This is a genomic window from Klebsiella ornithinolytica (assembly GCF_030505655.1).
Taxonomy (GTDB): Bacteria; Pseudomonadota; Gammaproteobacteria; order Enterobacterales; family Enterobacteriaceae; genus Klebsiella; species Klebsiella ornithinolytica.
Map to the genome: position 1 here is coordinate 2,713,187 of NZ_CP130153.1, position 14,357 is coordinate 2,727,543.

Below are 14,357 nucleotides of genomic sequence, written 5' to 3' on the forward strand. Positions count from 1 at the left end.
TACCTCAATGTGCAGCCGCAGAGCGGGCGGTGAATTTCTCGCCCACAATCAGGTTAACGATATCGCTCAGGCTGGTGTCGGCCACCCGCCGGTCGGCGACGTTGGTACCTTCATACATCACCATGATCCGGTCACAGACCAGGAACAGGTCCTGCAGGCGGTGGGTAATCAGAATAACGCTCACGCCGCGAGCGGAAACGCGACGAATTAGCTCCAGAACCGCTTCAACTTCCGCGACGGCCAGCGCGGCGGTTGGCTCGTCCATGATCAGCACCTTCGGATCAAAAGCCGCCGCGCGGGCGATGGCAATGGCCTGGCGCTGGCCGCCGGAAAGATTTCGCACCAACAGGCGAGTATCAGGAATGGAAATTCCCAGCCCTTTTAGCATCTCCCGGGCATCGGCGTGCATTCTGGCTTCGTCGAGAAAGGGGATGCCGAGGAGCGATTTCATCGGCTCGCGACCCATAAACAGATTGCCCGCGACGTCGACCGTGTCGCATAGCGACAGATCCTGATACACCATCTCGATATGGCAGCGACGCGAATCGGCCGGATTAGCAAACTGGTGCTGTTCACCGTCGATACGAATAGTGCCGCTGGAGGGGATCACCGCGCCAGATAGTACTTTGGTCAGGGTTGATTTCCCCGCGCCGTTATCGCCCACTAATCCCAGCACCTCGCCGGGAGCCAGCTCCAGGTTGACTCCGCGCAACGAACGTATCGACCCGTAGGTCTTGGTGATATTGATCATCTCCACCCTTGGCGGGGTAGTTTGTGGCTGCTGCATCTGATAACTCCCATCGCTATTGCCGGGAAAATGTTCGCCAGCCTGCGGGAGATACCCCATCCGACACGGTTTACATTCTAGTAAACCGGTTTACCTGCGGAGTGGAGCACTCGCCAACACAGTCTGGTCAAACGCTATGTAAGATATTTGTTCGCCAGTAAGAACATTGCAGCATCCGTGCCAGGGCAGGAACAACACCGCAGCCCTGTGACTTAACCTTATGTAATAGATAGTGTTTCTTGATTACATTCCGGTAAACCGGTTTACTGATTATAGTGAAGAGATGGCAGGTTGAACGCTTTTTGCGCCAAAACTGGGCGCTTTTGCGCCATTTTGGGACGCGCTTAACAAATCTTGATCGAGTCGCGGCCAATCCATTCCACCGGCAGGCGGGTTTCTGCCGGGATATCTTTGTCGTCGTTGAGCAAGCGCATCATGATGTTCACCGCAGTGCGGCCCAGCTCCCGGGCGGGCTGGCGGATAGTTGAAATACGCGGCTGGGTGAAATCGGCATAGCTGGCGTCATCGAAGCCGACTAACGACAGCGCCTCCGGCGCCTGCAGTCCGCCGGCGCGCAGCCCATCGAGCAGGCCAAGCACCAGATAGTCGCTGGCGGCGAAGACGGCAGTAGGGCGAACCGGCTGACTAAACAAATACTGCAGCGCCTGTTGGCCGAACTCGCGCTGGTAGTCGCCGTACATAACCCATTCGGGGGGCCAGCTCAGACCGGCCTGCTTCATGGCGGTGCAAAAGCCCTGATAGCGTTCGCGGACGCTCATCAGCTTGTCCGGACCGCCGACGAAAGCGATATGGCGATGCCCGGCGGCGATCAGTTTTTCGGTCGCAATCCGCCCGCCCTGGACGTTATCGGCAAAGACTTTAGGAACCTTACTGCCGGGAATGTCCTCATCCAGCAGCACAATGCGTTCGTGGCGCTGAACCTCTTTGCGCAGCAGGCCGTTATCGGGGCGGTTGGTGGTGAACAGCAGACCATCGACCTGGCAGGTATCCAGCCAGCGTATAAACTGACACTCTTTTTCCGGGTTATTACGAGTGATGCACAGTACCAGGCTGTAGCCGTTGGCAGAGGCGGCCTCTTCGGCGGCATCGGCCAGTTCGGCAAAGAAGGGGTTGGTGATGTCGGGCAGCACCAGGCCAAGGGTTTCGCTTCCGCCTTTACTCAGACGGCGTGCGAGACTATTACCGCGATAGTCCAGTTCGCGTATTGCCGTTTCGATGCGGTCGATGGTTTCCTGCGGCAGCACAATACTGTTGTTCATATAGCGCGACAGGGTAGCCTTCGACAGGCCCGCCAGCTTTGCCACGTCGGATAATAATACGCGTTTTATACTCATTTCCTGCGCCATTTCTGCCAGAATCGGCTATCTGTAACATAGTTAAGCGCGGTGGATACAGCAATATCTCTGTTAACAATATCCTTAAATAAATGCTTGACAAATTTTAAATGGCGGAGAATTGTATAGGCAGTTTACCGCATCATCCGGGAAGTCATTCCCAAACCCGTTTAACTCATTCCAGTCGCGCACCGACACGGACCGGTTGCCGGAATGAAATTAAGCAGGTCCAGCCGAACGTTCGACGATCGTTCTGGCCATATAGACGATATTTGCCCGCCAAAAAATAAGCCTTCTGCGTTCGCATGCGACGCGGAACTCTGCTGGCTATCAACTATTCCCGACGAGGATACTGATGATGTTATTTAACACCGGAAAACTGCGTTTTATTGCTATAGCAACGACGATGCTGGCATCAGTGAGCTTTATTTCTACCGCCAGTGCCGCCGTTCCCACTTATGCGCTGGTACAGATCAATCAGCAGGCTCTGTTTTTTAATTTGATGAATAAAGGCGCGCAGGATGCAGCAAAATCCAGCGGTAAGGATTTAGTTATTTTTAACTCTAACGACAATCCCGTCGCGCAAAATGACGCGATTGAAAACTATATTCAGCAAGGTGTTAAGGGCATTCTGGTTGCCGCTATCGACGTTAACGGAATTATGCCCGCGGTAAAAGAAGCCGCCGCTGCTAACATTCCTGTGATTGCTATTGATGCCGTATTACCGGCCGGGCCTCAGGCGGCTCAGGTGGGCGTGGATAATATCGAAGGCGGCAGAATTATTGGCCAATACTTCGTTGACTACGTGCAGAAAGAGATGGGCGGCCAGGCGCGGCTGGGGATCGTCGGCGCCCTGAACTCGGCGATTCAGAACCAGCGGCAGAAGGGCTTCGAAGAGACGCTGAAAAGCAACCCGAAAATTACCATCGCCAACGTCGTCGACGGGCAGAACGTGCAGGATAAAGCGATGACCGCGGCGGAAAACCTGATTACCGGCAACCCCGATCTGACGGCTATCTATGCTACCGGTGAACCTGCGCTGCTGGGCGCCATTGCCGCGGTGGAGAACCAGGGGCGTCAGAAAGATATTAAAGTCTTTGGCTGGGATCTGACGGCGAAGGCGATTTCGGGTATTGACGGCGGATACGTCACCGCCGTACTGCAACAGGATCCGGAAAAGATGGGGGCCGAAGCCCTCAAGGCGCTGAACAGCATTACGTCGGGAAAAACCGTGCCGAAAACCATTCTGGTTCCGGCAACGGTGGTGACCAAAGCGAACGTTGATAGCTACCGCTCGCTGTTTAAGTAGGTCAGTGCGCGCCGCCCGTGGCTAACAGGGCGGTGAGCTCCTGAGCGTCGGGAAACGCGCTGAGCGTGCCCCGGCGGCTAACGGTAATGGCGGCAGCACGGCTGGCATGGGTAAGCGCCAGGCGATCTGGTTCGACGTCGCGCAGTAGCGCGGATGCCAGCATCACAGCGAGGAACGTATCGCCCGCGCCGGTGGTATCAAGCGCCTCGGCGGGGGCGGCGGGGCAAAACTGACGCTGGCCATCACGGATCAGCCAGGCGCCTGCTGCCCCCTGGGTAATCACTAAGGTTTTTACGCCGTATGGCTGGAGCAATTCAGCCTCTGATTCGTTGACCACTGCGATGTCGATAAGCGGCCACAGATGACAAAAGTCAGGATTGACCGGTGAGGGGTTGAATACCGTTGTCATACCGCGGGTTCTGGCATACTGGAATAGCGCCCGCGTTTTCTCCAGGGAGAAATTGCCCTGTTGTAGCAAAATATCGCCCGCGGCGGCATCGGCCATGTGTGGAATAATATCATCAAGATGGAATGTATCGGCGGCGGCGGTAGTGGTAATGATCGCATTATCGCCATCAGCGCTATTTAAAATAATCGAGGTATCGCTATGTTGGTTAAAATGGCAGTCGGGTAGCAACGTTAATGCTTCATTTTGTATCCGCTGGCGAATCCAGATTCCATTGCTGTCATTTCCTGTGGCAGCAATTAATCGCGTTTCTATTCCACTGCGGGATAATATAATCGCCTGATTCGCGCCTTTACCGCCGATATCCTGCGAAACTTTAACGCCATGAATTGAAGTGCCTTTTTTTGGTATATCCGAAACAGACCAGGTTTCATCTACGGTAATATTGCCGATAACGTAAACACGCATAGTGTTCCCTTAACAGGATGGATAAGATGGTTGCTATCTCAGCAGAAAAAACGAATGCAATACAAGCTATTTTTTCACGTGGTAAAGTTGTTATAGGTGTTATTCATTGCGATCCTTTTCCCGGCACGCCTAAATATCGAGGGAAATCAGTGGGTGATATTGTCGAGCGTGCGCTTCGGGATGCTGAAAATTATATTTCTGGAGGCGTTCATGGCCTGATTGTTGAAAATCATGGCGATATCCCTTTTTCTAAACCTGAAGATATCGGTCATGAAACCTCGGCGCTGATGGCGGTCATTACCGAGAAAGTACGCGAGCGTTTTGGCGTACCGCTGGGAATTAATGTCCTGGCAAATGCTGCGATTCCGGCGATGGCTATCGCTCTGGCGGGGGGCGCCGATTTCATTCGCGTCAATCAGTGGGCCAATGCTTATATCGCCAACGAAGGGTTTATTGAAGGGGCGGCGGCCAGGGCGTTGCGCTATCGCAGCATGCTGCGCGCTGAACATATCCGCGTTTTTGCCGATAGCCACGTTAAGCACGGCAGCCATGCTATCGTTGCCGATCGTTCGATTCAAGAGCTGACTCGCGATGTGGACTTTTTCGAGGCCGACGCGGTGATTGCCACGGGTCAGCGCACCGGCGATAGCGCCACGATGGCGGAAATTGATGAGATTCGCGCGGCGACAGAGCTACCGTTATTAGTGGGCTCGGGGGTGACGCCAGCCAATGTCAGCCAGATCCTCGGACGGACTCAGGGAGTCATTGTGGCCAGCACCATGAAAGTTGATGGCGTCTGGTGGAACGACGTTGAGCTGGCCCGGGTTAAGCATTTTATGTCCGTCGCCCAGGCCGCGCTGGAGGAGGCATAATGGAAGCATTTAGCGATCGCCTGCTGCGCGAACATCAGCAGGTCTGGCAGACGATGCAGAGGCACCGTTTTGTGGTTGATATTGAACAGGATCGTCTGCCGACAACCGTATTCAACCGCTATCTGGTGTTTGAGGGCAACTTTGTCGCCACGGCAATCGCGATTTTCGCCCTCGGGGTCAGCAAGGCGCCGGATATTCAGCAGCAGCGCTGGCTCATCGGCGTACTGAACGCGCTGGTAGACACGCAGATTGCGTGGTTTGAACAGGTCTTGTCAGACCGGCGGATTAATCCCGCGGATTATCCGCACGATTTGCCAGCCGTGCAGCGCTTTCGCGACGGCATGCTGCGGACAGCCCGGTCGGGCAACTATGAACAGATCATTACCATGATGTTCGGGGCGGAATGGATGTACTACTCCTGGTGCCGGGGGGCGAGCGAGCATCGTCAGAGCGATGCTGACGTCAGGCGCTGGGTGGTAATGCACGCCGAAGACGACTTTTATCAGCAGGCTCTCTGGCTGAAGAACGAACTCGATCGCTGCGCCATGGCGCTGAGTGAAAACGAAAAGCAGGCGCTGTCGGCGCTGTACGGGGATGTGCTGCAGTGGGAAATTGATTTCCATCACGCCGCGTACGAGGATTAGCCGCGAGGTAATAGCAGGGGGGCGCCAGCAGCGGCGCCCCCCTGGACATTGATGCTATTATCAGGCAGATAGCAACCTTAATCACTGTTTTCAGGGAAATGATGAAATATCAGGACGTATTGCAGGACCTGTTGTTAAACGACCCGATAAGAATGAAGGCGCTGTATGCCGTTCAGGCGCTGGAACTCAGCGATGGCTGGATTGGTGCCGGCTTTGTCAGAGATGCGGTCTGGGATCATCTGCACGGATACGGGCAAAGGCCAGTCTCGGGTGATGTGGATGTTGTCTGGTTCGACCCGAAAAACTGCAGTTCAGTTGTTGATAGCGCTCTGGAAGAGACGCTCAGCCGGCAATCACCGGTCTTTAACTGGTCGGTGAAGAATCAAGCCAGGATGCATCAACGTAATGATAATGAACCCTATTGCTCGACAGCGAATGCTCTTCGCTACTGGCCTGAGACGGCGACGGCCGTCGCGGTCAGAATAGGCCGTTCCACCCTTATTGAGATCATTGCGCCTTATGGGCTCGACGATCTGTTTGAACGACATCTTCGGGCAACGCCATTCTTTGAGAGCGATAAGCGGGATGTTTTCTGGCAGCGTGTCGTGGCAAAACGGTGGCTGGAACGCTATCCGGATTTGCAGCTAATCCTGCCCGCATAGTGTGGGCCTGGGGTTATAGTGGATTATCGTTGGAGATGATGAAAATGAAAGACTTGTTTACATCGGCAGGCCATCATCGAGAGCGCACGATTTTCATCAGGCCACAGCGCAATGACAACATTGCGCCTCCCTAATATCTATGTAAGTAAAGTCCGCTGCGTGCCAGGAGCGGATGTTGCGACCCCTTAGGCGCTATTGTCAATCAGGGTAGACACATACCGCAAAACATCGATTGGCTACACTTTTGCAGAAATGCAGCCGCTCGGAGTTTTATTCCTGTTGCTGAACTGTCGGAACCTGGCATTATTAATTTCGTTTCACCTCGTATTGCAGACACACTACGCCCGACGGGAAAACGTGACTCTTCACCAGCATGAGTGAGGTTCTGTGTTTTATATTTTGGAACAAGGGAATGCCTTGCCCCAGCAGAATCGGATTGACGAATAGCCAATACTCATCAATAAGGTTTTCCGCCATTAGCGAGTGAGTAGCTGAGGGACTACCAAACATTAAGATTTCGCTACCCGCGCTCTGCTTGAGCTTGCTGATTTCGCCGCTTAAATTGCGACTGATAATTTGCGTATTAGGGTGATTTTTCTCCAGAAGGGTTTTCGACAACACCACTTTGTGGGCAGATTTATACCAACGCGAATGCGCATGGTCATGTGGGCTGGCGTCAGGCTTGTCGGCAGCCGTTGGCCAGTACGATTCCATCATCTGGTAGGTGGTGCGCCCATATAAGGCGGTGTCGGTTTGCTGAATTCGCTGCTCTACGTATTCAAACAGGTCGGGGCTTATGCTTATCCAGGCCAGACCCGCCGGGCCCTCTGCGGTAGAAGCGACAAAACCATCTAGCGACACATGGACAAACGAAACTATTTTTCTCATGATTTTCTCTTTGATTAGGTTTTGATTACATAGCCTGCGAGGCGCGCCAGGGTTTGCTTCCCGCTTTCTATCGCCCCCATTTTCTCCAACGCTATCTTGCGTGCTTACGCATCCGGAAAAAACAGAGGTATCGTTACTTTGATTTGTCCATCCACCGCTCATCACACCGGAGAGGGTGACGAAGGTGTTCCCGGGCACGCTCAAGTTGTATTGGATCAAGATGAATAAAAGAACGAAGTAGTGAGAAAAACAAGTTGCCTCCCGCGGAAAGCCCCTGGTCCCGAAGGTATCTGAAGATCGCCAGATGGGATCGGAACGTAGTTACGTGAGCAGCTGCGGTAGATTCAGCCGTGTTTAAGCCAGCGGGCGAAAGCCACTGGCCCCACGCTGAATGCTAATCAGCAAGCGCTGGTTCCTCTTTTTGGCGCGCATACACCACCAGCCTCAGATGCCTGTCTTCATCCACGGTCAGCGACGTGAATTCGAAAGGCACGGGCTGTTCCTCTATCAGCAAACGGCGGATGCCATTACAAGGCGCGTGAACCTGATGTTGTCGCCACCAGGTTTTGAACTCGGGTGAAACCTGTTCCAGCTCATTGACCAGTTCAGGAATATCGCTGCTCTGGCTGGCGCGAGTGAAGTCACGGCGAAAGTCAGACAACATCAGCGGAGCCTGTTCATCCCAGTCAACCACACGCGCCCGTAGCGCGGAATCGGTGAACAGTAGCCAGAGCAGGTTACGCCGCTCCGGTACATGACGGGCAAAATTAAACAGCTTATCGGCTAACATATTAAAGCCCAGGACATCCCAGCGCAGATTGAGCACAAAAGCAGGATGCGGCAGATCGTGCATCAGCCGCCGCACAAGGGGAGGGAGTACGCACCAGGTTTTTCCGGGGTCGGCAGGAGGACGCTGATGTGCGAGCATAAAGAGGTGTCGACGTTCAGCGGCATCCAGTTTCAGTACCCGCGACAGATTATCCAGAAAGGTGGACGACACCCCAATATCCCGGCCCTGTTCAAGCCACGTGTACCAGGTGAGGCCGACTCCGGCAAGCGCCGCGACTTCTTCACGCCGGAGGCCTGGCGTCCGGCGCCGGGTTCCGCTGGGCAACCCGACGTCGGCAGGTGACAGACGTTCCCGCTGTGCCCGCAGGAAGGCTGCCAGATCGGAACGCGTTCGATTCAGTGTGCGCATCGCTTATCTCGTTACTTAAAGTAATAGTATAAAGTGTTAAATTGTAATGGTTTAAAGAGCAAGAGAGAATCGTCGCATATTCTCCTTACCCTGGATATACATGATGAGTTCACCCCTCTGTTTTTCGATGCCGCGCGAACGTGAAACGCCTCCGTGGGCTGGTTTGACCGTGTTGCTCCTCGCGGGATTCGTCACCATCTTTGATCTGTTTGTCGTTAATGTGGCCATTCCCAGTATTCAGGCCGGGCTGGGGGCAAATTTCGCCGAGATTGGTCTTATTGTCGCCGGATATGAACTCGCGTTTGGCGTTTTGTTGATTACCGGCGGGCGGCTGGGGGATCGGTTTGGCCGCCGTCGCCTCTTCATCATCGGTATGGCTGGCTTTACGCTGGCGTCGGCATTTTGTGGCCTGGCGCCTGATACCGGTTATCTTATCAGCGCCCGGGTGTTACAGGGGCTGGCGGCGGCATTGTTGTTCCCGCAGGTGTATGCCTCCATCCGGGTTAACTTTGCGGGTAATGACAGGCGCAAAGCTTTTGGCCTGTTGGGGATGACTCTGGGGTTGGCCGCGATTGCCGGTCAGGTGCTGGGCGGTTGGCTGGTACATGTAGACCTGTTCGGCCTGAGCTGGCGCACTCTGTTTCTTATCAATGTGCCGGTTGGCGTTCTCGCTATTCTCGCCGCACGATCGATTCCCGAATCCGCCGCCCCGCAAAGACCACAGCTGGACTGGATCGGCGTGGTACTGATCAGCTCCGGGTTGACGCTGTTGCTGGTTCCATTGATAGAAGGGCCGGTGCAAGGCTGGCCCGCGTGGAGTCTATGGTCACCGGGTATCGCGCTGATTGTACTCGCGCTCTTTTGTCGACAACAGGTACGCCGCCGAATGAGTGGTAAATGGCCGCTCGTGGATATGCGCCTGATGGCGAAGCGCCATTTTGCGCTGGGCACGTTGCTGGTATTACTGGTTTATTCGACATCAAGTTCATTTTTCCTCTGCTTTGCTTTACTGGTACAGACGGGGATGGGGTTGGATCCCTTCATGGCGGGAAGCCTGTTTGCGCCCTGTAGCGTAGGGTTTGTGCTTGCGTCACTGGCGGCGCCACGAGTGCTTTCCAGATGGGGAACCCGGACCCTTTTTTGGGGCGCCCTGATCTATGCGCTATTCATCACGGTATTAGTTGCTCAGGTTTGGCTGTCAGGCGCTGAACTGAAGCCGGTGTACTTGCTCCCGGCGCTTGTTATGATCGGTGCCGGACAGGGTTACATTATGACGCCACTGCTGAACCTGGTGCTGGGTTTCGTTGACGAAGCAGACTCCGGCATGGCTTCCGGAGTGGTATCAACAGTACAGCAAGTCGGCGCTGCTCTGGGCGTTGCTGTCGTGGGCATTCTGTTTAATGGCGCTCTTGCAGAGACGACCTCTTTGTCACCAGCCGGACAGTATGCTTCTGCCTTTGTGGCTGGAATGCTTTACAACCTCGCAGCGGCGGGAGCCATCTGCCTGCTGTTGCTGATTCTGGAAAAAACGCAACCAACAACACAATGATCGGGTTTCATCCGTTAGCGCCTTAATCTGACGGTGGATGATTGAGTCTCGCGTATTCACCGTGATAGATGACGGTCCGCTTCTCGCTCAAAGCTGCCGGTTAACTACTGTAAACTCATGAAGGTGTATCGGCAGCCATTCTGCATGCATAGACAGAAACAGCGGAACGCCCGCTGCAACGCGAAAACAGGTAGAAAGAGAGGTCACCGGCAAAAACAGGCTGGAGTGAGGTCTGGCTTTTTCACTTTTCTTCGTTGAGAGGGTTTCCGTGACCGGATCAGGCTATATAGCTGACCGCTGAACAGCGGTCGATAATCCCTGTTAGTCAGCCGCTTAGAGATATAGTATAAATTAATGCTGGCTTGGGTTATTTAACATAGGGAATTGTCAATGCGCGGACCGTCTGTTTTATTCATTGTGCTGGCACTGAGCGGGTGTGTTGTCCATTCGCCGCAGATGGCACAATATAAAGCGGAGTATTCTAACCGACAGGATATTCATTCACATAGCCTTTATCGGTTCATGGCTAAACCCGTTAAATCAAGTGAGGAGAAATACTGGGGCGCAGGCGATTTGACTGAGTTTTTTTACGTTAAAGGTGACAAGACTTCAACTGTAGAGTTAAAACTCGATTATGATTCCAAAACAATGCATATCAAATCGATTGATTCGCAAAACAGAACTCTGGATGAAAGAACATTTGTCCTTCTCGATGGCTCAGAAGAAAAACCATCAGACTCAAACGTGAAATCTCTATATCTGACAAAGGATGGTGAATTAATTAGAAAGGTCAAAAACTGTACCCCAGATATGAGCGCCGGATGCCAGTGGTGGGAGCACCGACTCTTCATCACTCATAATGGAGATTTAGCCGTACAGTATCAGCAAGGAGGTGCCGGTATGCTGTTTCTGATTGTTCCTTTTTATACGAATAGTAGTTACCTTGAAATTTTCCCTCGAGCTCCTGACGTATAGCGTTTTATTCTGATCTGCTTGCAGCCGGAAGGTGAGGTGCCGCAACCGCGGAAGCCGTTTTTTGTGGGCCTCTGGGCAGACATACCGCTTCGTCCAGGTGAGACGGTGAACACCAGAACGAGATTTGTGTTGCTTGATCGCGATGGACGTCAATCAGCTTCGAGTAAAAAGATGTGAATATCGATCGGATACGCTAAAACATACCCCCGGCCCACAGGTGACTGGGGGTTAATAATAATGCCAGGCTGACCTGCCTGCGACTAACCCGGCGGACTCATGGCGTTATTTTTTGGCGGTGATTTTCGTCACTGAACCGGTCTGAACTTTATCTCCGGTCGAGCCATACATAGACACCAGATAAACTGCGCCATCAGGCCCGGCGGTCAGGTTGTTTGGCGTATCATCCACCGGGATATTAGCGACCAGTTTACCGTCCTTGTTCAGCACTGCTACGGTTCCGCCTGCACGCGCGGCGGCGAAAACCTGCGAGGTCACCGGATCCCAGACGACAGATACTCCCCCGGCACCAATATAGGTATCCGCAAGTACCTTACCGTCCGCATCAAGAACCACGACATTGTTCGTCTCCTGGGACGCGACATACAGACGGCCGGTCTGCGGATCGCGAGCGATGTCGGTTGCGCCCTGCGCCTGAGGTACTTTCACCGTCGTACTCTTGCCGGTTTTGAGATCAATCCAGCCTACCCATGGCGTATCGCGGCTGACGCCGTAGAGCTTGCCGCCAGCGCTATCGAGGGTAAGATCGGTACTGTTAAACAGGTTTTTGCCACGCTCCACCACAAACTCCAGCTGACCGATGTGCTCCAGCGTTTTGGTGTCATACACTTCGACAAAACCGGTCAGCGCCGCGCTGACATAGGCCCGATTGTTGGCTTCGTCAATAACCACATCGCGTGGATGTGCGACCGAACCCTCCGGAAAGACTTTGGCGACGGCAAGCGTTTTTGCGTCATAGACGGTCACCGTCTCGGCAAGGGTGTTCGTCGTCCAGACCTGATTATGGGCATTATCAACACCGACGCCGAAGACACCAATCTGCTCGCCCTTTTTGTCTTCAGGCAGTGTTGCCTCCGCTTCGACAGCCAGGGTTCTGGCATTCAGTCTCAGTAGGCGGCTACCATCCTTCGGGCCGCGTGCAGAGGTCACGAACAGCTTTCCGTCAGCCGACACTGCCACCTGGTAAGCCCGCTCACCGACGGACGTTGTTTGCAGCCTGAAAGCCTCCGTGTTTTTTGGCGGGACAATCTGGGACAATTTCAACATGACCTGCGAAACGCTCGCCGGGTTTTGCGTAATAACAGTGAGTGGATGAAGGCCTGTTGCGGCATCGGCCGGAACGGTCAACGGAATAGTGAGGTTTCCCTTCTCGTCGGCGGTCAGTGGTTTCGGTGTCAGGACTTCAGCACCATTGAGAATGGTGACGGTCGTGCCCGCCTGTAGGCTCTTAATGGCTATAACCGTTTTATCTCCGGGCTTGACGGGAATTTCCCGTGACCCGGCACGGATGCTACCAGGAAAGGTCGTGGTGGCGGCTGTCCATTGGCTATCGGCGTATGCCGCTATGGCGGTTGACATCGCAATAGCTGAAGCCAACAGCACTGACCAGACTGAAATTCTTCTCATCTTCTCTCCATAAATTGTATTGATGCTGCATCTCAGCGCAGCCACAGGATTTTCCCACGCGATGAGTCTTATCTTCCGCCATGAGAACCCGCTCTTGTTTTAAGCGCATACAACATAGCACACTGATGCAAATAGTTATCATTACTGTTTGGGGTGGTATCTTAAATGCAGGGCCTTTACTGTATCGCGGGGAAACGTAGTGCGGGTTTTGGCCTGGGTGAGCAGGAGGGAGCACCTTAAGATTCAATCATTAGAAATGATTGAATCTTAAGGTTAGCTGCGAAAAAAAGATCTAGTCACTTACAGCCTGATGAGCCTGAACGCTTTTCAGGCCTGAAAGATCAGTTGGCTTCGTCCTGCAGTCGGTGCCGATAATGTTTCAGGACAACGTGTGTCACGATCTGGCCGTAAATAAAGCCACCCAGCCCAGCAAATATTACGGTGCCGGCCAGGCCGCCAAAGTGCGCTCCCGCGCCGCTGAAGGCCCCGCAGAGGACGAGGCCGCCCCAGGTCTGCCAGTGCCGGAAGGCCGATTTATAGGCATTCCGCCACCGTCTTCCGCGCTCCCGAAAAGATAAGTCTTTTAGTTCGGTAATACTTTTTAGGGTCCAGTAGATTTTCACGGTGTTTTCCTTGTTCCGTTGCTTAGGCTAAGGAAAACATAAAACGCCGGCCTGGGAAAGGATGACTCAAGGTCAGCTTTTCGCTCATCGTCGTCCGATGGTAGCTCTATGGTGGGTTTCGTAGCAAAAACGGACACGATTAACATCATGCAGAGTTCATCAATGGGGAACGGGGCACCGGTCGCCTGTTGGGTGTCCTTCTGGTCCTGTTCGCACGATTTAATTGTGTGAACAGGCAGCCAAGGAACGATGCCGGGATCCGCGTTCGGATTCAGGCCACCACCGCCGGCATTGCTCTTACTAAAACTTGACGTCGCGATTCAGGACCTACCGGGTTATCATCAGCAGGAACAACTTGCCGCTCTCCACGCGATATTCCCGTGCAGCAACACGCTGCGTAGTCATGTCGGTGTCGAACGGGTTCTGCTCTGAGGATTCCGACATGACCGCCTTTTATGAACTGACGGCCAACAGTCTGCGTGGCCAGCGCATCTCTATGGCCGACTACGCCGGCAAACTGGTTCTGGTGGTGAATACCGCCAGCCACTGTGGCTTCACGCCGCAATACGCCGGTCTTGAAGCGCTGTACAAAAAGTACGCCGCCCAGGGGCTTGTGGTGCTTGGTTTCCCCTGTAATCAGTTCGGTAAGCAGGAGCCCGGCGGCGCCGACGAAATCGCCCGGACCTGTCACATCAACTACGGTGTGAGCTTCCCGATGTTCGAGAAAGTAGAGGTGAACGGGGCCGCAGCGCACCCGGTGTTTCGTTTCCTGAAAGATGAACTGCCCGGTGTACTGGGTGGGCGGATCAAGTGGAACTTCACTAAATTTCTGATTGGACGCGACGGTAAACCGCTCAGGCGTTTTGCACCGTTCGTCACGCCGGAGAAAATGGAAACCATAATCCGTGCTGCACTTGAAATCTAAGTGCTCTTGTCATTCGGGCCATTCATTTTTTAGCTGCTGCCGACCAACTGAT

14 protein-coding genes are annotated in these 14,357 nt (G+C 53.8%); 7 read left to right on the forward strand and 7 right to left on the reverse strand.

Annotated elements, in window-relative coordinates; genetic code table 11:
- Nucleotides 1-4 precede the first annotated feature (4 nt).
- A complete protein-coding gene (locus Q1L34_RS13055) occupies nucleotides 5-751 on the reverse strand; it encodes an ATP-binding cassette domain-containing protein (RefSeq protein WP_160873108.1) in 747 nt (248 codons plus the stop codon).
- Nucleotides 752-1,131: 380 nt separating this feature from the next.
- Entirely contained in the window at nucleotides 1,132-2,154 is a 1,023-nt protein-coding gene (locus tag Q1L34_RS13060; protein ID WP_004862242.1) for a LacI family DNA-binding transcriptional regulator, read from the reverse strand.
- Between the two features lie 343 nt (nucleotides 2,155-2,497).
- Between Q1L34_RS13060 and Q1L34_RS13065 the strand changes: the two genes are divergently transcribed.
- Entirely contained in the window at nucleotides 2,498-3,451 is a 954-nt protein-coding gene (locus Q1L34_RS13065; RefSeq protein ID WP_327204562.1) for an ABC transporter substrate-binding protein, read from the forward strand.
- A 1-nt stretch (nucleotide 3,452) separates the two neighbouring features.
- Here the strand turns inward: Q1L34_RS13065 and Q1L34_RS13070 are convergent, their stop codons facing one another.
- Nucleotides 3,453-4,325: a ribokinase gene (locus tag Q1L34_RS13070; RefSeq protein ID WP_048023632.1), complete on the reverse strand. Its 873-nt coding sequence runs from the start codon at nucleotides 4,323-4,325 to the stop codon at nucleotides 3,453-3,455.
- 26 nt (nucleotides 4,326-4,351) lie between these two features.
- On the opposite strand from Q1L34_RS13070, the gene Q1L34_RS13075 reads away from it, so the two are divergent.
- The 3 genes from Q1L34_RS13075 to Q1L34_RS13085 all read left to right on the forward strand — a co-directional run bounded on the left by Q1L34_RS13075 (nucleotide 4,352) and on the right by Q1L34_RS13085 (nucleotide 6,503).
- A complete protein-coding gene (locus tag Q1L34_RS13075) occupies nucleotides 4,352-5,197 on the forward strand; it encodes a BtpA/SgcQ family protein (protein WP_004862236.1) in 846 nt (281 codons plus the stop codon).
- Nucleotides 5,197-5,841, forward strand: a complete 645-nt coding sequence (locus Q1L34_RS13080) for a TenA family protein (protein WP_004862233.1) — start codon at nucleotides 5,197-5,199, stop codon at nucleotides 5,839-5,841. The genes Q1L34_RS13075 and Q1L34_RS13080 overlap by 1 nt, the downstream gene beginning before the upstream one ends.
- 101 nt (nucleotides 5,842-5,942) lie before the next feature.
- Nucleotides 5,943-6,503, forward strand: coding sequence for a nucleotidyltransferase family protein (locus Q1L34_RS13085; RefSeq protein WP_265796041.1), 561 nt, complete (start codon nucleotides 5,943-5,945; stop codon nucleotides 6,501-6,503).
- A 306-nt stretch (nucleotides 6,504-6,809) separates the two neighbouring features.
- Here Q1L34_RS13085 and Q1L34_RS13090 read toward each other — a convergent pair whose 3' ends face one another.
- Together Q1L34_RS13090 and Q1L34_RS13095 are read right to left on the reverse strand one after the other, a co-directional pair.
- A complete protein-coding gene (locus Q1L34_RS13090; protein ID WP_032717483.1) occupies nucleotides 6,810-7,391 on the reverse strand; it encodes a dihydrofolate reductase family protein in 582 nt (193 codons plus the stop codon).
- Between the two features lie 394 nt (nucleotides 7,392-7,785).
- Entirely contained in the window at nucleotides 7,786-8,589 is an 804-nt protein-coding gene (locus Q1L34_RS13095; RefSeq protein ID WP_004862226.1) for a helix-turn-helix transcriptional regulator, read from the reverse strand.
- Nucleotides 8,590-8,689: 100 nt separating this feature from the next.
- Here Q1L34_RS13095 and Q1L34_RS13100 point away from each other — a divergent pair, with 100 nt between their 5' ends.
- Together Q1L34_RS13100 and Q1L34_RS13105 are read left to right on the forward strand one after the other, a co-directional pair.
- Complete coding sequence (locus Q1L34_RS13100) at nucleotides 8,690-10,138, forward strand: MFS transporter (RefSeq protein WP_233446197.1); 1,449 nt, start codon at nucleotides 8,690-8,692, stop codon at nucleotides 10,136-10,138.
- A gap of 390 nt (nucleotides 10,139-10,528) precedes the next feature.
- Nucleotides 10,529-11,113, forward strand: coding sequence for a hypothetical protein (locus Q1L34_RS13105; RefSeq protein ID WP_004862221.1), 585 nt, complete (start codon nucleotides 10,529-10,531; stop codon nucleotides 11,111-11,113).
- Between the two features lie 282 nt (nucleotides 11,114-11,395).
- On the opposite strand, the gene Q1L34_RS13110 is transcribed toward Q1L34_RS13105, so the two are convergent.
- Together Q1L34_RS13110 and Q1L34_RS13115 are read right to left on the reverse strand one after the other, a co-directional pair.
- Nucleotides 11,396-12,757, reverse strand: a complete 1,362-nt coding sequence (locus tag Q1L34_RS13110) for a YncE family protein (RefSeq protein WP_327204563.1) — start codon at nucleotides 12,755-12,757, stop codon at nucleotides 11,396-11,398.
- Nucleotides 12,758-13,098: 341 nt separating this feature from the next.
- The gene (locus Q1L34_RS13115; RefSeq protein WP_004862215.1) at nucleotides 13,099-13,380 is read right to left on the reverse strand and encodes a hypothetical protein; all 282 of its coding nucleotides are present in this window, start codon (nucleotides 13,378-13,380) and stop codon (nucleotides 13,099-13,101) included.
- Nucleotides 13,381-13,822: 442 nt separating this feature from the next.
- Between Q1L34_RS13115 and Q1L34_RS13120 the strand changes: the two genes are divergently transcribed.
- Entirely contained in the window at nucleotides 13,823-14,305 is a 483-nt protein-coding gene (locus tag Q1L34_RS13120; protein WP_004862214.1) for a glutathione peroxidase, read from the forward strand.
- The last annotated feature ends 52 nt before the right edge of the window (nucleotides 14,306-14,357 follow it).